The 20,495-nt window shown below is 37.0% G+C and carries 26 protein-coding genes; 6 read left to right on the plus strand and 20 right to left on the minus strand.

Annotated features, from left to right (window positions below):
- Nucleotides 1-256 precede the first annotated feature (256 nt).
- Nucleotides 257-1,330: an IS630 family transposase gene (locus NMK36_RS04890; RefSeq protein WP_254173110.1), complete on the minus strand. Its 1,074-nt coding sequence runs from the start codon at nucleotides 1,328-1,330 to the stop codon at nucleotides 257-259.
- A 364-nt stretch (nucleotides 1,331-1,694) separates the two neighbouring features.
- On the opposite strand from NMK36_RS04890, the gene NMK36_RS04895 reads away from it, so the two are divergent.
- Together NMK36_RS04895 and NMK36_RS04900 are read left to right on the plus strand one after the other, a co-directional pair.
- Nucleotides 1,695-1,898 carry a hypothetical protein gene (locus NMK36_RS04895; protein WP_254173111.1) on the plus strand — a complete coding sequence of 68 codons (204 nt, stop codon included), beginning with the start codon at nucleotides 1,695-1,697 and terminating at the stop codon, nucleotides 1,896-1,898.
- Between the two features lie 71 nt (nucleotides 1,899-1,969).
- Nucleotides 1,970-2,218 (plus strand): hypothetical protein, encoded by a 249-nt coding sequence (locus NMK36_RS04900; protein ID WP_254173112.1) that lies wholly within the window; start codon nucleotides 1,970-1,972, stop codon nucleotides 2,216-2,218.
- Here NMK36_RS04900 and NMK36_RS04905 read toward each other — a convergent pair.
- Nucleotides 2,193-3,242: a ParA family protein gene (locus NMK36_RS04905; RefSeq protein WP_254173113.1), complete on the minus strand. Its 1,050-nt coding sequence runs from the start codon at nucleotides 3,240-3,242 to the stop codon at nucleotides 2,193-2,195. The genes NMK36_RS04900 and NMK36_RS04905 overlap by 26 nt on opposite strands.
- 362 nt (nucleotides 3,243-3,604) lie before the next feature.
- Between NMK36_RS04905 and NMK36_RS04910 the strand changes: the two genes are divergently transcribed.
- The 3 genes from NMK36_RS04910 to NMK36_RS04920 all read left to right on the plus strand — a co-directional run bounded on the left by NMK36_RS04910 (nucleotide 3,605) and on the right by NMK36_RS04920 (nucleotide 4,661).
- Entirely contained in the window at nucleotides 3,605-3,910 is a 306-nt protein-coding gene (locus NMK36_RS04910; RefSeq protein WP_254173114.1) for an NACHT C-terminal alpha/beta 1 domain-containing protein, read from the plus strand.
- Between the two features lie 120 nt (nucleotides 3,911-4,030).
- On the plus strand, nucleotides 4,031-4,267 hold the full coding sequence (vap15, locus tag NMK36_RS04915; protein WP_254173115.1) for a type II toxin-antitoxin system VapB15 family antitoxin: 237 nt from the start codon (nucleotides 4,031-4,033) through the stop codon (nucleotides 4,265-4,267).
- Nucleotides 4,221-4,661 carry a putative toxin-antitoxin system toxin component, PIN family gene (locus NMK36_RS04920; RefSeq protein WP_254173116.1) on the plus strand — a complete coding sequence of 147 codons (441 nt, stop codon included), beginning with the start codon at nucleotides 4,221-4,223 and terminating at the stop codon, nucleotides 4,659-4,661. Before vap15 ends, NMK36_RS04920 begins: the two co-directional genes overlap by 47 nt.
- Nucleotides 4,662-4,666: 5 nt before the next feature.
- Here the strand turns inward: NMK36_RS04920 and NMK36_RS04925 are convergent, their stop codons facing one another.
- The 11 genes from NMK36_RS04925 to NMK36_RS04975 form a co-directional block, all read right to left on the minus strand.
- Nucleotides 4,667-4,891: a hypothetical protein gene (locus tag NMK36_RS04925; RefSeq protein WP_072722567.1), complete on the minus strand. Its 225-nt coding sequence runs from the start codon at nucleotides 4,889-4,891 to the stop codon at nucleotides 4,667-4,669.
- Nucleotides 4,892-4,896: 5 nt separating this feature from the next.
- On the minus strand, nucleotides 4,897-5,148 hold the full coding sequence (locus tag NMK36_RS04930; protein WP_072722566.1) for a FitA-like ribbon-helix-helix domain-containing protein: 252 nt from the start codon (nucleotides 5,146-5,148) through the stop codon (nucleotides 4,897-4,899).
- 48 nt (nucleotides 5,149-5,196) lie between these two features.
- A complete protein-coding gene (locus NMK36_RS04935) occupies nucleotides 5,197-6,045 on the minus strand; it encodes a ThiF family adenylyltransferase (protein ID WP_254173117.1) in 849 nt (282 codons plus the stop codon).
- A 134-nt stretch (nucleotides 6,046-6,179) separates the two neighbouring features.
- A complete protein-coding gene (locus tag NMK36_RS04940; protein WP_254173118.1) occupies nucleotides 6,180-6,887 on the minus strand; it encodes a prokaryotic E2 ligase family D protein in 708 nt (235 codons plus the stop codon).
- A complete protein-coding gene (locus tag NMK36_RS04945; protein WP_254173119.1) occupies nucleotides 6,860-7,672 on the minus strand; it encodes a hypothetical protein in 813 nt (270 codons plus the stop codon). The genes NMK36_RS04940 and NMK36_RS04945 overlap by 28 nt, the downstream gene beginning before the upstream one ends.
- 1 nt (nucleotide 7,673) lies before the next feature.
- Nucleotides 7,674-7,922 (minus strand): hypothetical protein, encoded by a 249-nt coding sequence (locus NMK36_RS04950; RefSeq protein WP_072722562.1) that lies wholly within the window; start codon nucleotides 7,920-7,922, stop codon nucleotides 7,674-7,676.
- An 8-nt stretch (nucleotides 7,923-7,930) separates the two neighbouring features.
- Entirely contained in the window at nucleotides 7,931-8,122 is a 192-nt protein-coding gene (locus NMK36_RS04955; RefSeq protein ID WP_254173120.1) for a hypothetical protein, read from the minus strand.
- Nucleotides 8,123-8,156: 34 nt separating this feature from the next.
- Nucleotides 8,157-8,819 (minus strand): hypothetical protein, encoded by a 663-nt coding sequence (locus NMK36_RS04960; protein ID WP_254173121.1) that lies wholly within the window; start codon nucleotides 8,817-8,819, stop codon nucleotides 8,157-8,159.
- Nucleotides 8,820-8,983: 164 nt separating this feature from the next.
- The gene (locus NMK36_RS04965) at nucleotides 8,984-9,673 is read right to left on the minus strand and encodes a siphovirus Gp157 family protein (protein WP_254173122.1); all 690 of its coding nucleotides are present in this window, start codon (nucleotides 9,671-9,673) and stop codon (nucleotides 8,984-8,986) included.
- A 3-nt stretch (nucleotides 9,674-9,676) separates the two neighbouring features.
- On the minus strand, nucleotides 9,677-9,883 hold the full coding sequence (locus NMK36_RS04970) for a ferritin-like protein (RefSeq protein WP_254173123.1): 207 nt from the start codon (nucleotides 9,881-9,883) through the stop codon (nucleotides 9,677-9,679).
- Entirely contained in the window at nucleotides 9,867-10,361 is a 495-nt protein-coding gene (locus NMK36_RS04975; RefSeq protein WP_254173124.1) for a hypothetical protein, read from the minus strand. The genes NMK36_RS04970 and NMK36_RS04975 overlap by 17 nt, the downstream gene beginning before the upstream one ends.
- Nucleotides 10,362-10,558: 197 nt before the next feature.
- Between NMK36_RS04975 and NMK36_RS04980 the strand changes: the two genes are divergently transcribed.
- Nucleotides 10,559-11,578: an endonuclease domain-containing protein gene (locus tag NMK36_RS04980; RefSeq protein ID WP_254173125.1), complete on the plus strand. Its 1,020-nt coding sequence runs from the start codon at nucleotides 10,559-10,561 to the stop codon at nucleotides 11,576-11,578.
- A 13-nt stretch (nucleotides 11,579-11,591) separates the two neighbouring features.
- Here the strand turns inward: NMK36_RS04980 and NMK36_RS04985 are convergent, their stop codons facing one another.
- The 7 genes from NMK36_RS04985 to NMK36_RS05010 form a co-directional block, all read right to left on the minus strand.
- Entirely contained in the window at nucleotides 11,592-12,203 is a 612-nt protein-coding gene (locus tag NMK36_RS04985; protein ID WP_254173126.1) for a Uma2 family endonuclease, read from the minus strand.
- 81 nt (nucleotides 12,204-12,284) lie between these two features.
- Complete coding sequence (locus tag NMK36_RS04990) at nucleotides 12,285-13,058, minus strand: helicase-related protein (RefSeq protein ID WP_367997170.1); 774 nt, start codon at nucleotides 13,056-13,058, stop codon at nucleotides 12,285-12,287.
- A 48-nt stretch (nucleotides 13,059-13,106) separates the two neighbouring features.
- The gene (locus tag NMK36_RS04995; RefSeq protein ID WP_254173127.1) at nucleotides 13,107-14,432 is read right to left on the minus strand and encodes a M48 family metallopeptidase; all 1,326 of its coding nucleotides are present in this window, start codon (nucleotides 14,430-14,432) and stop codon (nucleotides 13,107-13,109) included.
- A gap of 336 nt (nucleotides 14,433-14,768) precedes the next feature.
- Nucleotides 14,769-15,107 (minus strand): hypothetical protein, encoded by a 339-nt coding sequence (locus NMK36_RS05000; RefSeq protein ID WP_254173128.1) that lies wholly within the window; start codon nucleotides 15,105-15,107, stop codon nucleotides 14,769-14,771.
- A 284-nt stretch (nucleotides 15,108-15,391) separates the two neighbouring features.
- Nucleotides 15,392-19,060, minus strand: coding sequence for a hypothetical protein (locus NMK36_RS05005; protein WP_254173129.1), 3,669 nt, complete (start codon nucleotides 19,058-19,060; stop codon nucleotides 15,392-15,394).
- Entirely contained in the window at nucleotides 19,060-19,182 is a 123-nt protein-coding gene (locus tag NMK36_RS28740) for a hypothetical protein (protein ID WP_281250378.1), read from the minus strand. Before NMK36_RS28740 ends, NMK36_RS05005 begins: the two co-directional genes overlap by 1 nt.
- 678 nt (nucleotides 19,183-19,860) lie before the next feature.
- Entirely contained in the window at nucleotides 19,861-20,472 is a 612-nt protein-coding gene (locus NMK36_RS05010; protein WP_254173130.1) for a hypothetical protein, read from the minus strand.
- Nucleotides 20,473-20,495: the final 23 nt, after the last annotated feature.

The following is a 20,495-nucleotide window of genomic DNA, read 5'->3' on the forward strand; positions in this document are numbered from 1 at the left end:
ATCAATGCAAGCTGTCCTTTTAAAAAAACTTCGTTTTTGTATTGGGTATTAGAAAAAAATGGGGCGATTGCCTACGACACCAGAACATCTAATCCCTTCCTACACAAAAGCTCTATAGGTAAACAATTATAAAGATTTTCCGACAGTGACAGCTATAGGAATATTATAGAAATTGGAGATGCTTCTAAGCTGTCACACATCTATTTTTTAAACCGATCTAAGCTATAGAAAAGTTTCAGGCATCTAACTCTACAATTTAAAGGGGCGGCAGGTTAAACTGTCCTTCATTTAAAAGCTGATGTAATAAACACTCTAGCTCATCAACTGATTTAAAGAGTCGATGAGCTATATATTCTTTAGCTGAATGCCAGACTAATTCAATTAAATTATAATCTGGACTATATGCTGGAAGAAATTCTAAATAGACATTCGGCATTTCTGCTTTAATTTTTTCTAGGTACTCTTCTTTTTTGTGAAAACTTGCATTGTCAAGAATAATCAGGATCTTAGCTCCTTTTTCTACAAATTCTTCTGCTTGATTTCCCGCTAATACCCATTCATAAATTAGCTCTTGATAAAAACTTTTTAACACTTGATAAAAATTATCTGCATTTCCTTTATCCAGAAATTCTACAAATCTTTTTTTATCCGAGTACCTCAATCCTCCCATCACATTAACTCTTCCTTTCCTCCTGTCTCCTCTAATCTGTTTCCTCTTCCCTTTTTTACACCAATTCTTTCTTTTTATCACTCTTAAATTAAATCCACTTTCATCCCAAAACCATACCTGTAATTGTTCTGGACTTTCTTTTGCTATTTTCAAATATTCTTCTATTTTATCTTTAAATAATTTTCTTTTTTCTGGATCTCTTTTCTCTTCTAAGCTATACTTTGCCCACAAATAAACATACTTTTTTTCCTTTAATATCTTTCTCACTTGTGAACTACTTAATTTGATTCCTGTGATTTGTTCTAAATAAGTTGCCAATCTTTCTCCTGTCCATCTCCCAAATTCATATCCTAATTCTTCCGGTTCTTTTTCTACTGTTTCTAATAATATCTCTATATATTTGTCTGTGGCTTTTCTATAATTTCCTTTCATTCTTTCATCTTTTAGGCTTTCTAATTTGTCAGGGTCTCCATGTACACACCAATAACATACTTTGTTTAATGAGCAGCCCAAAAACTTGGCAATTTCACTTTGCTTTTTACCATCATTTAGCAATAATAAAATCAAGATTCTTTCTCGGATTTGTCCATTTTCTTCCTCTTTCAATCTTTTCTGTAGTTTCTCTACTTGCTTTTCATTTAAATGATTTTTAGCAGGCATCTTTTGATTGATTTTTCTAAACTTGGTTTTTCATTATACCCTATTTAGATGCTTAACAGCTTATGATCATCCCATACATAATTTCTCTGATAATACGGCTTGTAATTAATTTTATTTAAACTGCGTAGACTAAAAAGGGAATCAATAGATTTTGAATAAGTTTCAATTTTCAAATGTGATGTAAAAATTGTTTCAAAGTCTTCTTGTGTTAAAAAACCACTCATTGTTAATCTCTCACGTATAATCATTTTACTTAGCTATCAATTTTAGCACGGCACACACCGACTGTTGGGTAGTATGAACCGATTGCCCCTGAAACTACTAAAATAGAGTCACAGAATTACAGACTAAGGTGAACTGTTCTATGCCCGAAAGCCTCAAACTTCCCCTGGAACTCACTCGCTTTCAACTGTCACCAGCAGTTCAAGCCCGTTTGCAATTTCTCTTAGATCGTCAAGATGAAGGTTACAGCCTATCTCAAGCAGAACAACAGGAAGCCGAGGGACTGGTTGACTTGATGGAATTTTTATCATTGCTACAGTTACGCTCAACACGGGTGAGCCAGTAATCATCAATGACAAAGATTCCAGCTACTCTCCGTCGATAGGTGATTCAACGAGCTAATAACCGTTGTGAATATTGTGGCATATCTCAGATCGGTCAAGTCGCTACATTAAGGCTGATGAGGAGATTTTAGACCAACGGGAGGCAATTAATAAAGCCTTGGCGCGGTTGGCGTTGGTGGCGATGGAACAGAAAGATGAGGTTTCGCGGTTACGGTTGCGGGAAAGTTTGATGCTGCATCAAAAGCCGTCTGCAAAGCAATTTTGTAACCCTAAAGACTCAATCTTCAATCAGATTTTCACAACTTTTCAACAAGATTTTTAATCACTTCATGGCATTTTTCTCTCTGTAATTCATTAATTTGGATGTTCTCTCCATACAGTTCATACTTCCCACGTTTTAGCATTTCACTTAATGGTAATCCTAGATTGGCTGCTACTACACCAGCACTATTAAAATCTCTCAATTCACAACTATACGCAGTTTCAAATTCCTCTTGAGTATAATCATGTAGCTCTCCCTGGACAAAACGGGACTTATTTTTCTTGTACTCCTCAAACATTTTCTTCACTGCTTCATTTGATAGTGCTTTGAAAGCCCGCGCTGCGCCCTTTTTCTGAGTAAATCTATTACCTAGTAAAAGAGCAATTTTTGGTCTTTCTATTTGAAAATTATCAACTTTCGCTGCAAAAGTGTACTTTCCATAAACTGGATGTGATTTCTCAGTACCCCAAATTAAATTAAACAATCCAGATATAGCATAAATTGATGAATCATCTGCATTGATAGGAACCAATAACTTTTGTCCTGATAGAATTGCTATTTGTGTATAAATTGAAAAGCTGGGATTGGTATCAATAAAAAATGTTGTTGGCTTTTCAAATAGAGTACGCTCTGTCAACTTTTTTATAATTGAATGTATCTCAACCCAAGGAGAATCAGTGCTTGACAACGGTGTTGCATCAGCTCTTTCTGCCAACAAAGGAGCTATCAACTCAAGATTTCCGTCACCAGGCATTAAAAAAAGGTTTGACGGTAGCTCTTGGTTACTTTCCTTTAATTGAAGTAAATACTTATTCACATCGCTAGTATCATTCTTTAACACACTATCTGTCAGATAACCCACAACGGTTTTAGGGACATCTCCAATAATTAGTTCCTGAAGACGAGATTCTGCACCAGTACCGCCTCCCATCAACATCATTGATGAGTTTGCTTGTGGACACATATCTATAACAACAACATTTCGATCTTGATTCTTCTCGGCATACATAGATGCAATGTGAAAGGTAATGGTGCTTTTACCGACACCACCCTTGTTGTTCCATATAACATAACTCTTATTCATGAAATTGCCTCTTAATTTACGTCTAACGGCATAGTTCAACTGCGCGCGATCACTGTTAAGTCGAACAGATGAGTCCGAACCCGTGTTGCAACGTCATGTTGATTTCGCAGTGGAGATAATCCTTGCTTGAAACAGTTAACTTTGACAGATTTCTCTGCGTATTCAATAAACTTCTGCTTCCCGCCGTCGAATCAACTAAGCCTTAACCCGCAAATTGGGGATCAACACTTGCTCTCACCCTAAACTACCACTTATTTTGTGTCTTGTCAGGTTTGACTCAAGAAAATTATAGTTCTGGATTACTACAGCTTTTCCTTCCATGACCAATGGATCTGGGTGTTATAAACTGACTTCTACCGGGCATGGCACGGTTTAACCGAAACCCAAACTTTCCCGATCAAGACTATCCTAAAGAAGTCACCACCCCCAGCAAACTGCGTGAACACCTGAAAAAACTCAAACTCACCCGAAATCAACCGAAACTCAACCTTCTGCTCACCCATTGCGAACATCCCACCGATGAACTTATTGCCTTTTGCCACAAACTCACCAATATTCTGTCTATCGCTTGGCTAACGGACAAATCCCTAGAAGCACCGTTAAAAGGCTTTCCCCCCCATCAACCCAATCTGTTATCAGCGATTCAAACTTGGTTAGAGGAGACGTGAGAAGATAAGGAACCGGGTTTCTGAGACGGTTTTGGCAGTTTCTGGTTTTGGGGATAAATACCCCATCCTCAATCTAAAAATTTAAGATAAAATATCGATAAACCCTAAGCGTAACGAACAATGACTCCAGCCAACTATCAACTTTCCCTGAACTTTGAGCAAGTTTTAGCCTTAGTCAAACAACTGCCATATTCAGAAAAATTGCTGTTAAGCCAAGAACTTGAAAAAGAAGTATTAAACAGCCAATTAACAGCCCTTTTAGAGTCTTTCAAAACCGATGAACTTTCTTTAGAAACTATTACCGAAGAAGTTGAAGCAGTTAGAAGCGAAATTTATGCCAGAAAACCAGCCTCTTAAAGTAATTATAGACACGAATCTTTGGATTAGCTTCTTGATTGGTAAAGAATTAGCCAATCTCCAAGAATTAATCGTCAATAAAACGCTCCAAGTTGTCTTTTGCAACCAACTCCTAGAGGAAATTAATCTAGTAACTCAAAGACCAAAACTCCAAAAATATTTTCCAGTAGCGAAAGTCCAAGAATTGCTGGAATTGTTGAATATTATTGGTTTATCTATAGAAACAACCTCAGAAGTTTCTATTTGTAGAGATGCTAAAGATAATTATTTATTAGCTTTAGCTAAAGATAGTCAAGCTGATTTTTTAATTACAGGAGATAGAGATTTATTAAGTTTGGTAAATTTTGAGGGGACAGAAATTTTAACTTACAAAGATTTTTTACAAAAAATATGACAAATCTATTCGTCATTTTCGGCTAAGATATCCTGTAAAATTTCTGGCGTTAGCCCTCGCGCTTGTGCTTTACCCGAAATTTCTGCCATAACTTCAGTTAAAGTTTTATTTTGTAAATTTCCTCTCAAAAACAATTGAACAATGTAGCTCAACTTTTTCTGAGTCTCAGAACTAGCCCCTTCAAACGCTGTCTTAATATCTTCATCAACTTGAATCGTAATGCTTGCCATAGTCCTTATAAGTCTTCAAAATTAGGTGGTTCGCGTAAAAGTTCTCTAGCGATAGTCGGAATTTCAAAATCGCCAAAATGGGCAAAACGTCGCTCGATAGCCAAGGCAAGATTTAAGGGTTCGAGAGTTTTTTTTGTCAAGACAGCGCGGAGGATTTCTTTAGCTTCTTCTTCCAGAGAACGCCCATAATATTCGGCTCGCTTTTGGAGGCGATTTTTCAGATCATCATCAAAGTTTTGAATCGTGATATTGTTCATAGTAGATTCAATTGTTAAAGCTACATTTTTTTGAAGCTTAATATCAGGTTAGCATGGTGTTGTTTTACTTGCTGTAGATTTCAACGCTGCCCATACCGACTGCTGAGTAATGTAAAGCGATCGCCCCGTCCCACTCTCCAAATCAAAATAAGTCGCAAACCGCTTGAGATTACCCGCAGCCATCCGGTACAGGTAATCCGCCGCCTCAGCCGCCACTCGGACATTTACGCTCTCGCTCTGCAAGTTTAGCATTGCCATCTCAGCACAAGATAAGTTATTTGTCAACTCTTCAGGTTTCGGTTTCAAAAGGTCAGGAGCTTGGATCATCGGAGACGGCAACCTCGCACATCCGAGTCCCCCAAAATGATAGAACTCCAGGTCAGTTTCCAAAGAACTGCCCAGCAAGATTTGTCCGGCTGTGGCATGATTTCCGCAGTCCAAATACCACACACGGGGGATTTCAGAGTGGCTGTAGTATTGGTTTAACTCAAGCGCCTGGTTAATAGCCGCTCTCCCGGCAGCCGTGTCCACGCATCCGACCAAGATGGTCAGCTTGTCGTAAGCTCTTCGGATCAGTTTAGGATCAAATTCCTGTACGAAAGCCGTCGTCTCCACTCCCCAAGCTATAGAGTATCGCAACGCTAGAGCCTGCGCTTTGGGTAGTCCGATTTCCTTGTCACAAAACGCCTGCCTGCTGATGTTGGCTTCTTCAACTATATCGGGATCTGCGACCGCCAATTGCACCTTCTTCCCTGACTTACCCAAACTCCGCGCCAGTCGCGCAATATGGTACGATAGCCAAGAACCCGTTCCTCCAGCCCCAATTAACCAAAAATCAATTGAATCAGTTTGTCTGATGATTAGTGGCGAAGCTTTCAAATAATCATAATTAAACATTAGCTAAATCTCCTATTTTCATTTACAATTGCATCGGTTTATCAAACAACGGTGGTGCAACAGAATTTGAGTAAAAATTACAAAATTATCCCTCTTTTTTTTCCTCTGTGACATCCGTAATAAAACTGGGTAATTCAATCATTAATTATTGTCGAGAGTAATTTTGTAATGGTTTGGTGGGTACTGATTAAATCTTTAACCGGATAAGATGAACGGTTAACGGCTTTTTCAAGTTGCTGACGAATATCATTAGGCTTCGCCTTAGATTTACCATTGCTCAAATGCTCATTGAAGGAACTTGAGATGAATAATTCCCAAGCATTTGTAATGGTATTTGGCGAAGCGATAGGCGGTTTATGATCTCCCCAACAGATGCGTCCACAAGATTGATAAGACTGTGAATAAACGTTAGGCAACGGAACATGAAAAGCTTCTGCATCTGGGTTAAATTTTGAGCCTTTAATTGCCCAAATCCAGTAATCTGATTTTAAACCTAAAAACACCAATGCAGGTAAAGGAATGAATAACTTTGATTCCAATACATTAATTTCATGTTTTTGTGGGGGAATGAATTTAATTGTCCATTCCCCACTACTACCTGTTCCCCAACGTACTATTCCTAATTCTGGGTTTATCCAACCCGAATCAATGGGTGTATTTGCAAAAGCAGTTCTCAGCGTTGCTGGAGACAAACATTTGTATTTAGAACCATTTTCGGATTGATAATGGAAAATGTAAGTCTCACCCTCAAGAAAAAGAAGTTCAGCTTGAATCACAGACAATTTCCGAGGGGAAACTGTCAGAATTTCCTGAATTATTTCAGATCCAATGTCAGATTCCATAATGCTAAAAGGTGTGAAAAATTAGTGTTTGGGTCGGTTTCAATCCATTCAATTAATTCATAAGCTTGATTGAGGAGTTGAGTCGCTTGATTCCATTGATGAGTGAGAAATTGAACTTCTTCAAGCTTCCAAGGTCTTAATTCAATATTACGACTCCAATAACTTTCAGAACAAGCAATCTGATCTAACCAAATATTATCTGTTTCTAGGTCAAGGAGTGCTAATGCAATGGGAAAAGCATTAATAGGAGATGTCGCCCGAAAAGCTAATTTTTTGAGAAGTTTAAGGTTAATTTTTTCAGGATGAGTAATGTCCTTTAAGCTATATCCAAACGTGCATTTGTACCAAGCTTCTCCTTGAGTACCTTCAACAGTTTCCAACCACCATCGACCTGACTTTGAGAGGGGGAGAAGGAGTTGCCACCCTGTTCGCAAAGCATCAATTCCTTCTTCTTCATCTTGCCAATCTATTCCTTTAGGAGAGACCGGAATTTGATACAGGCGTTCTTCATAAGCAGTCTCGATAATCAAGTCATCTATGGGAAATAAATATTCATTCACCAGTGAAATAAACTCTAACTCTTTTGGACTATGACTGTTATTTTCAGAGTAAATTTCAGATTGGCTTTTTTCCCATTCAACAGGAAACAATTCTTGGTAAAGATTTAGAAGCTGATAGGTGTTCAGTTTAGACCATAAATAGTCAATGGCTGATTCAATATCGATGATAGGTTGGCATTGGCGTAACAGTTGCAGAGCTAATTTAGCGTTCCAAATTATAGCCATCTTAAAACCCTGTTGGAATAGCTGTAGCAACAGATTGACTATTAAACAACCGTTCTTTCGTTTGTTCAACTGCTTTTATGTCATCTGTTGCTTGGGAAATTGCTAACTCAATCGTTTTTACCATTTCTTTCATTGTGGTACTATCGAGTTCTCCAGCAAGCTCTAATCGTTGAAGCTTTCGGCACATAGAAAGCGCTGGATTGACTTCTTCGGGAGCATTAATCAGAAATTCTAGGGGACTAATTTTCATGATTATTTTCATCCTTTAGAACCATTCCGTTTAGCAATGGTAATCAATTCTCCTGGCTTTCTGATAATATCTGCATTAGCACAATCTGGGTAGTAACTTGTTAACAATTTACGAAGTTCTTGATCATCATTGGCTATTTCTTCATCAACAGGATGCTGTTGTCCTTCAAAGGAAATTAGCACTTTCTTTTTGGAATTCATTGGGTTCTCCTAAAGTTAAGTAAGGGGTTAAATTTTAGAATAAACTTAGTTGAGTTCCAGTAGTTTTGGGTTGGGTAGAAGTTTCTGATTTAACCGTTTTACTGGTTTCATTTTTAGGTTGATTGGGATTAGAAGTTGCTTTCTTTTGGGTGCGAATATTAGCCATTTGTCGTCGTGCTTGGCGATTTGGAAAATCAGCAACAAGTTCCTTAAATAATGTTTGAATAGGAGGGGGTAATTCTCCCAAGGCTGACGCTCTAATTTTTTCACCCATTGGGAAGTCGCCGTGACTGCTGGCTGAAATAATCACAATCCGCCCCTCAGAATGACCATCATCAGGTTTAAATGTTAGATGGAGTTCGATAGTACATTGTTCAAAATTGTAAGGTTCTTCTGGTTCAGTTACAGTATTTTCTTCATCTTCTTCTGCTAAACTTTTATCATTAATTAAATCTGAATCAGTAGCAGAATTAGAAGGTTTTATAGCCACTTCATTTTGGATATTATCTGAAGAAAGTAGAGCTAAATAAGGTTTGTTAGATTGCCAGCGATCGCGATCAAATAACAAGCCAACTTTTTGAAATCTTTCTTCTATTGTTTCTTCCTCTTCAGATTGAAGAGTATATTCAATTAGCTCCTCACTCGTTATTGATAAATTAGCAGAAGCAACGGCACGTTGTGGGGTTAACCATTTCATTTTTGCGCTTATTGGTTAATTATCACCCTATTGATGGGCGTTAGCCCCTTTTTACAGGAAAGATAGAAGATAAAAAAATAACAGATAGCTCTATGATTATAAAAGCTATCTGCTATCAATGAAGCACAATCATTTGTAATTTTGGGATAGTTTGAATCAAACCATTATGCTTTTATTCCCTGATTAGACTTCTCAGTATTTTTTTTAGAAAATGTCTTTCCTTTTCGCTTGGTTTTGGGTATTGACATTGAATCAGAATTCCGGGTAGTTGAGGAAGTGCTACGATTAGAAATAACTTCAATTGTACCCGTTAGATTAGACGGAACTAGGGCGTATTCTACTCTAAGTTTCCGTTCAATACGAGTGCCATCAACGGGAATGCCTTGTTTCCAGTCTTCAATGATTTTACGTTTGTTGGGCGCAACAACAAGCTTTTCTGTGCGATACTCGCTAGGTAAGTCAGAAGGATCGATTAAGACTTCACAACTTGGGGGATTTTCTTTTAGTTGGATGTGACGCGATCGCCCAACAACATTAGTAGAAATAACCCCCATTTGGTGAATATAGAGTAAGGTTTTATCAAGGTTACTACGCCACCGTTCTAATCGTTCAATTGCCTGATTATGCAGTGTAGCTAAATGTTTTAAACGAGCTTTAATTGCACAAATTTCAGCATCTAATTGATCAGCTAATTCAGCGTGAGTATCGACAGCAGTTTCTTGGTCTGTTTGGTTATCCCAAATTGCTTTAACAATCGCCTCCTCTTGTTCAGGAGTTTCAGCCATTTCTAATTGAGTCCAGAGTTCAACCGATTGGATTGAATATCGGGCTAACAAATTTTTAGCTAAGTACATAAATTACCACTTTCCACAACAATGAAAATACTCATCAAACGTTTCAATTTGGACAAAAATCGCTAAGGTTCCTGGTGTGAGTTCATTATCAGCTTCACAACTTTCTAAAAAAGGTTCCAAAGCGAATGAATCATCACAGAAATTAGTGATTACAACACCAGGATAATTTGGAACATCATCAATTTCGCGGCTGTTAGGAGTGTTTTCCATTTCGGTTAGAAGCCCTTAACGACTCAACTTTTTTCAAAGCAGGAACTCGTTGTTTCCGAGAGGAAGTTTTTTCTCTATAAACTTCTGAGTAACTCTCTTCATCATCCTCAAGATCAGAGTTATCCAAATCCGTTTGATTATCCTCCTGTTCTTCATCCGATTCTAAGGGATTGGAGTTTGTTGTATCGATGGGTATTTCTGATGTTAGGGAAGTAGTCAATGGTAGAGTTGGAATGGCGATGACATCATAGCCTAACTCTAAAATTAAAGATTGCAGAACGCTTTCTATTTGCTGTTGAGATAAGCCAGGAGTCGTTCTCTTAAGTTCTTGCTGTTTGATTAACATCCAGATTTGAAGTGTTTCTTCTGGGCTTGTTGTCTTCAATGCGGTTTTAATTTTTCGGGCTAGTTTCTCTCGTGTAGATTTTAGAGGATCAGAGGTAGTTCTTTGGGTACTCTGGGTTTGATTTGTAGACATAGTTAATAACTAAGAAAATGTTATTTTCACCTCTGGGCTTGGGCGTTAGCCCAGTAATCATTTATTAAAATCAACAGGAAGTTTAGTTTTATTTAATTCTTAAGGATGATCAAGTTAGGTGCTGATAGGTTGTAGCGTAGGAATTGATTAAACTATAAAGCCTATAACTTTTATTAAATTTAGCAATTCTTAATGTCATGAATTCAGTTAGAGGTTTTTATCCCGTTATTCTGATTCCTGATTCAATTCGTTATTTCTGCATTAATAACCCAATACCCGTATTGAATAGCAGTCCTAATTCAGTGGCAGAATTTTCTTCTGAAATAAAATTGTCCTCAAAAGAATATATTTATCCTAGTTCTTGTTTATATGGGGTTATTGTAATTTGGGTCGTGAGTGTTGTAATAGTTCTGTTAGTTAATCAACTATTTGGCATGAGCATTCTAGCTTTTTGGTTATCACTGATATGTGCGTCAGTGAGTGCAGTAACAGCTTGTTTTTATTTGCGATTTGTTAATTTTAAATTGTGCCAGCAATATCAGCCTAAACTTACTAAAAATCAGCAAAAAATATCTAACTCTAAAAGTAATTTATTACACCGTTTACAGCACCAAAATCAGAAGATTGAACAATATAATAATTTGTTAGAAGACCGTTCTAAGAAGCTTTTATTTTTATTGAGTAAAATTGTTCAGCCTCCATCTAATCAAGGGAATACAGGAGTACAGCAAGGAGTCAGTGAAAAACAATTTTTTATTTACTTATGTCGTTATTTCTCTGGTGTTTATGACTTCTGTATGGGTGTTGAGTTTCCTATACCTAATACCTCTTTCTGTTATACGGCTGATTTTATTCTAATTCATCAAGCAACAGGTTTAGCGATAGATATTGAAATTGATGAACCTTATGATGGAAAAACAGGAAAGCCTCATCATTGCGTGGATCAAAATAAAGATCAGCAACGCAATCGATTTTTTTTAGAACGAAATTGGGTTGTGATTCGGTTTTCTGAGTATCAGGTTGTTAAATGTCCAGAGGGGTGTTGTAAAGCGATCGCTCAAGTTATTTTTCAAATTACAGGTGATTATAGCGGTTTAATTAAACTACAAAGTATCAAAGATTTACTCCCTCATAAACAATGGAAGAATAAAGAAGCTGTTTATATGGCTAAGACTAAATTTCGTCAGTCTTACTTAAAAAATAATTTTCTACTGTAGTATAGAATTTTATTTAATTAAAACGAGGAAGAACATCATCTAAGCGAAGTTGCAAACTTGTGAACAGAGGAGAAATAATCGGTTCACCGAGACGAAATTGTTGCTGGGTGTAATCTTCGTCAATCAGTTGACAAACCGTAACAGTTGGTTGTTTGGGTTTACCAATAAAAGCGACGCCACCTAAACCCCGATAATCTACAATCCAATATTCAGGAATTCCAAAAAGAGCATATTCTTCAACTTTTCGGGCGTAATCTGTTTCCCAGTTTGTACTCACAACTTCTACCACTAATTTAATAGAACGTCCTAGGGTAATAACAGGTTCTCTTTCCCATAAGGGTTCACTGGAAAGTGCTGTTTCATCTAAAACAACAATATCAGGACGACGGGCGGTTGCGACATCAGTAAAAGGACGAATTAAACAAGTTCGGGGAATAAACCAAGGAAGTTTTTCTGTTGTAATGGCAATACCGATTTGAGTGGCAAGTTTACCACTGACAGTCTCGTGGGGGCCGGTTGGTTCCATTTCAACTAATTCTCCGTCAGCAAGTTCATAGCGAGGATTATCACCATATTGAGCTAGAAATGTTTCAAACGTTAAAAGTGTTTCTAAGGTATAAGTCATTGTAAAACTCCTATAGAGAATTATCAGTTATCAGGTATCAGTTCATTACCGCAATAATTGAAACTGATAGCTGTTAACTGATTAATTAAGGGTACAATCCCAAATTGTCAGTCTTCGTCGTTTGAGTTCTGCAACAATTAAGGGATACTGTTCTAAATTCGGGTTACTTTTGACAATTGCTATTGCCATTTCACGGGCTAAATTCAGTAAGTCTTCATCATCCAGTATATTAGCTAGTGCAAATTCTGAAATTCCCGACTGGCGATAGCCCATAACCACTCCTGGCCCCCGCAATCGCAAATCCATCTCTGAGATGAAGAACCCATCAGTGGATTTTTCTAAGACTTGAAGCCGCGCTTTGGCTTGTGCGGTTTGGCTGGTATTCAGCAATAAACAATAGGAACAATGGGAACCTCGGCCAACACGACCTCTTAACTGGTGCAGTTGAGCTAAACCAAAGCGCTCGGCATGGTCGATTAAGATAACGGTAGCATTGGGAACGTCTACCCCAACTTCCACAACCGTAGTAGAAACCAAGATTTGGGTTGTGTTGTCACTAAATGCCCTGAGAGCGTCATCTTTCTCGGCTGATGTCATGCGACCGTGCAGCAATCCCACCCTAAATTCAGGGAAAATTTGGGTTGATAGTCGCTGATATTCTACAACAGCCGCTCTTAGATCTAGTTTGTCTGATTCTTCTACCAAAGGCAGAATGATATAGGCTTGGCGACATTGAAGTACCTGATGACGAATGAAATTATAAGCGGGAGTACCTTGGTTAATCACTTTGGTTTGGATTTTCTGTCGCCCAGAAGGTAATACTAAATCCGGTTGCCAAAACCTTTGTATAATCAAGGGAAGATAACTAGGAAAAGATGAATGCTGAAATTGGAAAGGGCATTATTATCTTATCAACCTTATATATAATTCAGCAGTAGAGTCGCTCCCACATTCTAACTCTATCTTCTCATTACCCGATAATATTAGCTCCAATTCATTGCTTTTTTTGTGTAAAGCTTTCATATAAAAAGTATGAACTCCTGGGTCAACAAAAAAAGATTTTGTACTATTAAAACCAATATTCCCAATTTTATCATTATTATCAAAAAAATTATATTTATTACATATAGCAATAGATTCTTTTTTCCTTTTTAAGACAATTACCACTTGACCAGTGCTGTTTTGAGCTTTATTTATAGAATCTAGTCTACTTTCATTTTCTATTTTTTGTTTAATTTCTTGTTTAAAATGTTCAATAAATGAAGCTCCTGGTAGCTTCTTCAACCATAAAATTGCTTCTGATTCAGAAAATAGAGGTTCAGATAGATCAATTTTAAAACTAATGGATTGTGCTTTTTTTATTCTTGATAATAAAGGAGGGTGTGTATCTGTTTTTCTTCCTGCTGCTTCAGTTCTTTCTTTTGGGTTGAGGTAACGAACATTCAAAAATTCTCGATTCATATTTTCTAAATATAGTTTTTCAATATTATTTAAATTTAAATTAGGTATGATTTTATATTCCTTATTTATAGATCTTTTACTAATTGTATTATATGCTATATGTAAATCAAAAACCTTTTGAAGTGCAGATGCAAGAATATTTCCTCCAGAATATTTAGCGGCAACCAAATCGCAGTAATACTCGTATTCTGAATTTCTTATTAAAATTCCCATGAAAAAGAGAAATAAGTCATATATGTATAAAGATGGTAAAATGCCGTAAAGAGCAATAGGGCTATAACAATAAAAAAACATAAAGAATGAAATTTCTTTTGCACGTCTCTGAATAGTTGATATTGTCTCTGTCAAAGCCTTTACAAAGCTTTCAAAAAATAGAAAACTTCTATAATAACTCCTATTAATAAGCATTGCATTATGATGATGGTGTCCACATTCATGAGCAATGACTGCTTTTAATTCGTCTTCGGTGAGATATGTTAAGGCAATCACACTAAGATTTAAGTATCTTCCACGACCGATGTAGAAAGTAGATATATCCAGTTCTGAATTGAGGTACACTGCTTCAAATCGAGAAATGCCAACATCATCAGCTACTTGTTCCACAAGTGAAAGTATTTTTATATTATCGGCTATATTATCTTGTTTAGGTATACGAACAGCATCTTTCAAACATCTTAAAAGGTTAATAAACATGGTAATAGAGGTCAAGAAGCTACCGACCAGATAAAAATAACGATGAGAATCTTTTTTTAATAGGGTGGAAAACATCAAAAATCCTAATATCGATGGCCCTATACAAGCAAATATTTGTAAAATAATAAAAATAGTTATACTTGTTAAAGTGTATAACCAGGATAGCAATAAATTGAAATACTTATTATATCTAAGCTTCATAATACTACAGAGATGTTATTGAGATCTTTTTCTATAAATAATTTGAAATACTACAAGTAATATTATTTACGTTATCACTGATAAAATTTAATGATGTAAATAGAATACTCATTAAAATTAAAACTGGGTTTTTGAGTAAATATTTGGCTGTAAAGGTTCATAGTTGACTTCATATTTAAAATAAGGAGTAAAAAATTTCTTCGCTTATAGCTACTTTTGGATTTTTATGCCAAATCGTGTAATACTTACAGAGAACAAGCCAACAGAAAAAAGTAGAGCTCCTGGAGCAGCATCAGAAATCTTACTGTCTGCACCCATTATTTTTGCTGTCCAGCTAGTGGAACCACCAATACCATTAAAGAAAAGAAAAGTACCTAGAATCATACACATTAGACCAAGCGACAAACCAAGTGTTGAGTAGATAAACTGATAGCGTATAGCCATTTGTTTAGTTTCTTCAGACATTTCACCTGGTAGCGATATCATTCCAGAGCTTACAGCTTTTGAAGTAGCGCTCTTTTTAACTGGGTCTTTAGGCTGGTTAACCATATAATTTCTTTACTCCCAAGTAAACATAAATTAGTATTTTCCAGTATTATACTATTGGTCGCTAATCTTTCTAAAGAAAACTAAAGTAACTTGACATACTTAGTGTTCTTGTGTTCGATTATAATTTATTTATCCCCGTTATTCCAAAATTTAATAAAAATTTATTATTTTAGGTTGTGGGTTATCCCTCTTTTATCACTTTGAGAGAAAAGCCTAATTTGAATTAAGCCCAAAGGGCGTAACTTTGTTAATCAATAAATCGGCATAATTGAGTTTTTCGTAATTTATTTACTGATAATAGCTGGTAACTGGTAACTGCAAAGATAGTTTTGAATTTCAGTTTTGATGGCATTGGGCAACAGGCACATCACAGCACCCAATAACTTACAAAGGGTTGGTATAGAAGCCATCGCTAAAATACGCCTGAATGTCCTTCGGCCATAACTTTGCGCCCAAGTGACAACTTCAACAACCACATCCGATGGCGTAATTTCTCCACTTTCGAGAGATTGGACAACGAGGGGGAGATAAGTTTCAGCAATCCATCGGGCATCATCGGGCAGATCAGAAAGTTGACTTTTGCTATTAATACTTTCTAATAACAGAAGTAAACTTTTTTTCAGGAGCCTGAATCCTATACCCAATCGGTCTTTCAGATTCTTGGTGATCCCACTTTTAGTAATTCCGAGTAAGGAGGCGATTTCGTCGATAGTGGCGACGGTGCCGCTTTGAATGGAATGCCAAAGTGCTTCAATAATTCCCCGTTCGGTTTGAGCGCCTTTAGAAGCTGCTTGAGGGGCATAATCATCAATCTTCTCAACGGTGACGGTTGCGCCGGGGAAGGCTAACCGAATTTGACTGATGGTATAGTTATCGAAGTCTGCAACTAAGTAACTGTGAAGCTGTTCATTGGGTCGGAGGTGGGCGCGAAGTCGGCTAACGTCTTGAATAAGTTCTGAGGCGATTTTGCGGTTGACCCATTGGCCATATTGCCCGATTAATTTTTCAGGACAGTTAACCCATCCTCCTAAAATGTGATATTCAGCCCCAATTCCCCCTAAATTAGGAACAGGTCTACCAATACTAATCAGGCTTTGAGTATTGAGGAACTGGTTTGAACCCCTGGTATCCCGATGCCAGTACCCCAATTTCAAATCATCCACTAAGTCTTGATAATGCTCAATGGCGGATTTATGATCAATTAATCCGATATTGTGACCTTGTTCTTTGTGAATTTTTGCGATCGCTTCAATGCCAATTCTAATCCGTTGCTGTTGGGTTTCTCGTCGTTGTTTACCGCAATTTCCTAAGCCTTTAATTAGATGAATATGCAAGTTAGGTGTACAACGTTGAACCTCTCTTACTTCTAAAATTTCATTCGGATTAATCCCTAAACTGAAGGCGTAATCTTCTTTAGATTGAGTCGCATCTAACGCAATCGAAAACCCTGCATTTTTAATAATATTGCGATGGCGTTTAGCTAATTTAGTTATCATTAATTTACCATTATTAATCCTTAAATTAATTCTTTTATTTCCCGTTATGCAATCAATTAAAATAGGCAACCAAGCCGGAATAATATTCGCTTTAATTGCTGCTTGTTTTTGTTGAGGGGTTTCCAGAGAATTAAGGTATTTTTCATAATTTTCAAACATTTTATAACATTCTTTCTTCAAATCATTGAGAGAAGGTGCAATCCAATTGGTTCCGCTAATTTTAATCGCAGTAACTTCACCATCAATGATTTCATAATCCCAGATGGGAGTACCCCAAACATTATCTGCTTTCAACCAATCATCCGCATAAAGTTCCCAGATTGTTTGGTTTAGCTCATCAATAGATGGCATTAATTCCATCACTTGATGATGATAAATACCCCATTTATATTTTTCTTGATCAACTTCTTCTAACGCTTGATAAACTGCCATTAAAAGGGGACGTAATGCCTTGAAAATGCGTTCATCCTCTCGAAGTTGCAATTTAGCTGCTGTTTTAATAATCTCATCAACTTTAATAGTGATTTGATGAGCATTTTTGATGTTTTTATCCGATTCTTCAACAATTAAAATGTCATCTTTTGAAGGCGTTGGAATCGAATTAATATCGGCTCGAATTAAAGGTTCATAGCTTAAAGTCTCCCTACGATTGAGTAGAAAAGGACAGCCCTGACTCAGTAGTGGGCAAGATTGACAAATTGGTGAGTCTTTCCCTCCAAAAACAGGTAATCCCAGTTCAGAAACCGTTAAAAAGGTGTCATTTTCAGGACAATTAGAAGGAATAGTAACAGTTCCATTTTTTTGATCTAAACTTGTAGCGCGAATGATGTAAGGCTTACCCAATGGAGTACGCCGACTGAAATCATAAACTAAACCATTATGGCGTGATTCGAGGTCAATATAATTGCCTTCAATGGTAGCATTGGTGGGGTTTCGATGGTCAGGAGATAAGTAGAAAATGCGAGTTTTATTCTCAGTTTGATGGGGTTCAATTCCAAAGGTTTCTAAGTTAATTAATCCAGCATCATGAGATTTACCATGTCCAGCAGGAGTTGAATCTTTAAGATATTTATATCCTCTTTCATAGGCTTCTTGATAGAAAGTTAATCGTTCTCCTTGTTGAATAATAAATTGAGGATGTCCTAATTGTTGCCATTCCTCAACCATTGGGAGTTGTCCTGGGATATAAGGTACAGAAGTTAGAATCTGAGGTTTCCAAAGAACAATTGCTGTTGATGGAGGAGTTGGAGTAGGAGCAGTTTTTGGAATTGAACTAGCTGCAAATTCTGTACTTTGATTACGTTTTTTACGTTTACGGAGATGGTGGCTATAAAACTGTTTTAGGGTTTGGGTTAATTCCTGTTGGAGTTGTGGAAACTTGAACTGTTCAAACCATTCTGTTTGAGAAAGAGTTAAAGAATGAGAATCAAGTTCGGAAATTCCAGCCCAAGTTTCAAAGGAGATCAGAGTAGCTTGATTAAAGGTTTGAATATCAATTTCATCAATATCTAACCCTTGAGATTTAGGTTGGTTTCCTTGACCCCAATCTCTAATTTCAAGGGTATATCCTAATCGTTTGATAAACTGATTAAGTTCTCGATATTGCCTCAAAACTTGGGGATTGAGGAGAGAACCCGTATCAGGATTTAAGATAATTTTTTCTGGTTGAATTTCTTCAAGAATCGCTTGGAATTGTTCAGGAGAATGATGCCAATTGACTCCCCCCGCACCGACTACGGTTAAGTGATGTCGTCGTGAAGCAATTAAGGGTTTTAGGGTTCCTTCAATAATGTCTAAATTTTGGGAACAACTCGGATAGAACTGTAACGGTAGTTCTCCGTTTTTTAGGTGAGGCTGAATCAGGTGTTTATATTTCCCCTCCTCCCGATTATCAGATGCGAGTTGAAACCCAATAATTAACCCACTAAAACTGAATAAAGGAATAAGGAATCCATCATTTTTAATTTGTAAAGTTAGTCCATCGACACTGATACCTGGAAAATTAGGGTTAACAGGAATCATTAAATGTTGATAGCGTTCGACCGATTTAAAGCCAATTGCTTCAATATCTGTATCTGTTAACCCGCGATTGAGTAAAGATTGACGGTGACGGGTACTTAATCCCAGTTGTTTGAGGAGTTTTCGAGCTTCTTTGTCTCGTTGTTCATCGGTTAAAGCCGTTGCTTGACGCTTTCTCTGCTGTTGTTTCCGTTCTTCTCGTTGCTGTTTCCATTGTTCTCGTTGTTGTTGGCGCTCTTGTTCGGTTTGGGAGGTAGAAGCGACGACCAGGGAACCCATACCGCCTTTGAGTTCCTTTTTCCAAACCCAGCCAGAGGGGACATTATTTTTATCGGTTCGCAGACAGAGGACAGCGACATCGGACAAAATCTGGCATCCGTGATCTTTTCCACAGACGGGACAGGGATTAAGGCGATTGACGTAGTAACCTTTGGTCATTAGCCTTCACCTCCGGTTGTTGTATTGAGGGAGGTGAGTGCTTTATCCCGTTGATGAATTGGACAGGGATAATTTTTTGTGGAGTTTTGTTGCGGTTTTGAGGTGTTAGGGTATATAATCATAATTAAGGTTTTTTAATGCACCCTTCTTGGGTGATGAACATCCCAAACCTTTGCCTTCGGTTAACTTGCTGGAAAAGCCTACAAAACTAATACAGCTTGTTAGAGATTAGGTTTTAGGTTGGGTTTTTTTCTGAAAATAGTTAAAAACTGGCCGTGTAGCTGTTGTAGCAGTTACACGGTTTTGTTTTGATCACAGAATCGACCCAGCCGATTGACCATACAACTACCGAACGGTCGTGAGTTAGACTTCCCGGTTGATGCCTTAAATAGGTCAAGAATGACATTAAGTTCAGATGAAACCCTAGTAGAACTGGCCATAAGCTTTGACAAATATAGCAATCCTAAATGAGTCATGATGATAAATTAGCCTAAAACCCAAGCACAGCAAGGCTCCAATATTACAACCTATTTGGGATTGCTATAGTGAATTCTTTTTACCAATATACTATAAATCTTTGAAAGCGGACACAATTTCTGGCATCAATGAGAACTTTTGCTATTTTTTAAGGTTTTACAACAATATTTTTAGATAAAAATATGTTTTTAATGTACTCTATCTAAAAGAAGATTTTTGATTATCTCCTCTGAGATATCCCTTTATTCTAAACTTAGTTTAAAATAAAAAAATAATCCTAAAATAGAAAAAATTTATTAAAATTCAAAATAGTTTATATTTTATTAGTTTAAGTTAATACCCTGAGTCCATTGCTCTAATTCTTGCTGTACTAGATTCTGAGTTTGATCGGTTTCAGGTAATATTTTTTCTATTTCTCGGTCTGAATTGATTAAAATTTGGTTCCAGCCTCTAATACCTGGATTAATTCGTTGAGCTTGAGGTAGAACCTCAATAATTTCTTGAGAGAGTTGTTCACCGAATTCATCTCCTTTTAAACCAACGACTATAGTGGGAATATCTATTAAAAAATCTGTGGGTAATGAAGATACAGTATCAAGGCTTAAGTATAACGTTGGTCTAATATTAAAATCAGGATCTAAAGCGATCGCAGACAAAGTTTCTATCGGATTACTGGTAATAATAGCTCGTTCAATATTATGTTGAGTCGCTATCCAGAAAATACCTGTTTCGTCATCCTCAGTCTTGGCCAACGGCATTTTGACATCAGAGTTAATGGAAAATTTTCCATTAGACTCTAAAGTACAAGTTCCCGTGTCCTCTCCAGCCAATGTGCGGAGGGTAAATACAGCACGGTTGTGTTCGTCTATATTAATCCATCCCTTGTGGTGTAACAAATCTATCAATTCAGATGGTAAACTGGTATTTTCTATCAATCCTTCTCGTAAAAAGCGAAATC

Source organism: Planktothrix pseudagardhii (assembly GCF_904830925.1).
GTDB lineage: Bacteria > Cyanobacteriota > Cyanobacteriia > Cyanobacteriales > Microcoleaceae > Planktothrix > Planktothrix tepida.

What these genes read in the sequence shown, in the direction of transcription:
- vap15 (WP_254173115.1), top strand. Translation starts at nt 4,031, where the DNA reads ATGACTCCAGCCAACTATCAACTTTCCCTGAACTTTGAGCAAGTTTTA.
- NMK36_RS04945 (WP_254173119.1), bottom strand. Translation starts at nt 7,672, where the DNA reads ATGGCTATAATTTGGAACGCTAAATTAGCTCTGCAACTGTTACGCCAA.
- NMK36_RS04960 (WP_254173121.1), bottom strand. Translation starts at nt 8,819, where the DNA reads ATGAAATGGTTAACCCCACAACGTGCCGTTGCTTCTGCTAATTTATCA.
- NMK36_RS04950 (WP_072722562.1), bottom strand. Translation starts at nt 7,922, where the DNA reads ATGAAAATTAGTCCCCTAGAATTTCTGATTAATGCTCCCGAAGAAGTC.
- NMK36_RS04925 (WP_072722567.1), bottom strand. Translation starts at nt 4,891, where the DNA reads ATGGCAAGCATTACGATTCAAGTTGATGAAGATATTAAGACAGCGTTT.
- NMK36_RS05000 (WP_254173128.1), bottom strand. Translation starts at nt 15,107, where the DNA reads ATGGTTAACCAGCCTAAAGACCCAGTTAAAAAGAGCGCTACTTCAAAA.
- NMK36_RS04930 (WP_072722566.1), bottom strand. Translation starts at nt 5,148, where the DNA reads ATGAACAATATCACGATTCAAAACTTTGATGATGATCTGAAAAATCGC.
- NMK36_RS04955 (WP_254173120.1), bottom strand. Translation starts at nt 8,122, where the DNA reads ATGAATTCCAAAAAGAAAGTGCTAATTTCCTTTGAAGGACAACAGCAT.
- NMK36_RS04935 (WP_254173117.1), bottom strand. Translation starts at nt 6,045, where the DNA reads ATGTTTAATTATGATTATTTGAAAGCTTCGCCACTAATCATCAGACAA.
- NMK36_RS04970 (WP_254173123.1), bottom strand. Translation starts at nt 9,883, where the DNA reads ATGGAAAACACTCCTAACAGCCGCGAAATTGATGATGTTCCAAATTAT.
- NMK36_RS05005 (WP_254173129.1), bottom strand. Translation starts at nt 19,060, where the DNA reads ATGACCAAAGGTTACTACGTCAATCGCCTTAATCCCTGTCCCGTCTGT.
- NMK36_RS04895 (WP_254173111.1), top strand. Translation starts at nt 1,695, where the DNA reads ATGCCCGAAAGCCTCAAACTTCCCCTGGAACTCACTCGCTTTCAACTG.
- NMK36_RS28740 (WP_281250378.1), bottom strand. Translation starts at nt 19,182, where the DNA reads ATGATTATATACCCTAACACCTCAAAACCGCAACAAAACTCCACAAAA.
- NMK36_RS04905 (WP_254173113.1), bottom strand. Translation starts at nt 3,242, where the DNA reads ATGAATAAGAGTTATGTTATATGGAACAACAAGGGTGGTGTCGGTAAA.
- NMK36_RS04910 (WP_254173114.1), top strand. Translation starts at nt 3,605, where the DNA reads ATGGCACGGTTTAACCGAAACCCAAACTTTCCCGATCAAGACTATCCT.
- NMK36_RS04985 (WP_254173126.1), bottom strand. Translation starts at nt 12,203, where the DNA reads ATGACTTATACCTTAGAAACACTTTTAACGTTTGAAACATTTCTAGCT.
- NMK36_RS04940 (WP_254173118.1), bottom strand. Translation starts at nt 6,887, where the DNA reads ATGGAATCTGACATTGGATCTGAAATAATTCAGGAAATTCTGACAGTT.
- NMK36_RS04980 (WP_254173125.1), top strand. Translation starts at nt 10,559, where the DNA reads ATGAATTCAGTTAGAGGTTTTTATCCCGTTATTCTGATTCCTGATTCA.
- NMK36_RS04890 (WP_254173110.1), bottom strand. Translation starts at nt 1,330, where the DNA reads ATGCCTGCTAAAAATCATTTAAATGAAAAGCAAGTAGAGAAACTACAG.
- NMK36_RS04965 (WP_254173122.1), bottom strand. Translation starts at nt 9,673, where the DNA reads ATGTACTTAGCTAAAAATTTGTTAGCCCGATATTCAATCCAATCGGTT.
- NMK36_RS04975 (WP_254173124.1), bottom strand. Translation starts at nt 10,361, where the DNA reads ATGTCTACAAATCAAACCCAGAGTACCCAAAGAACTACCTCTGATCCT.
- NMK36_RS04995 (WP_254173127.1), bottom strand. Translation starts at nt 14,432, where the DNA reads ATGTTTTCCACCCTATTAAAAAAAGATTCTCATCGTTATTTTTATCTG.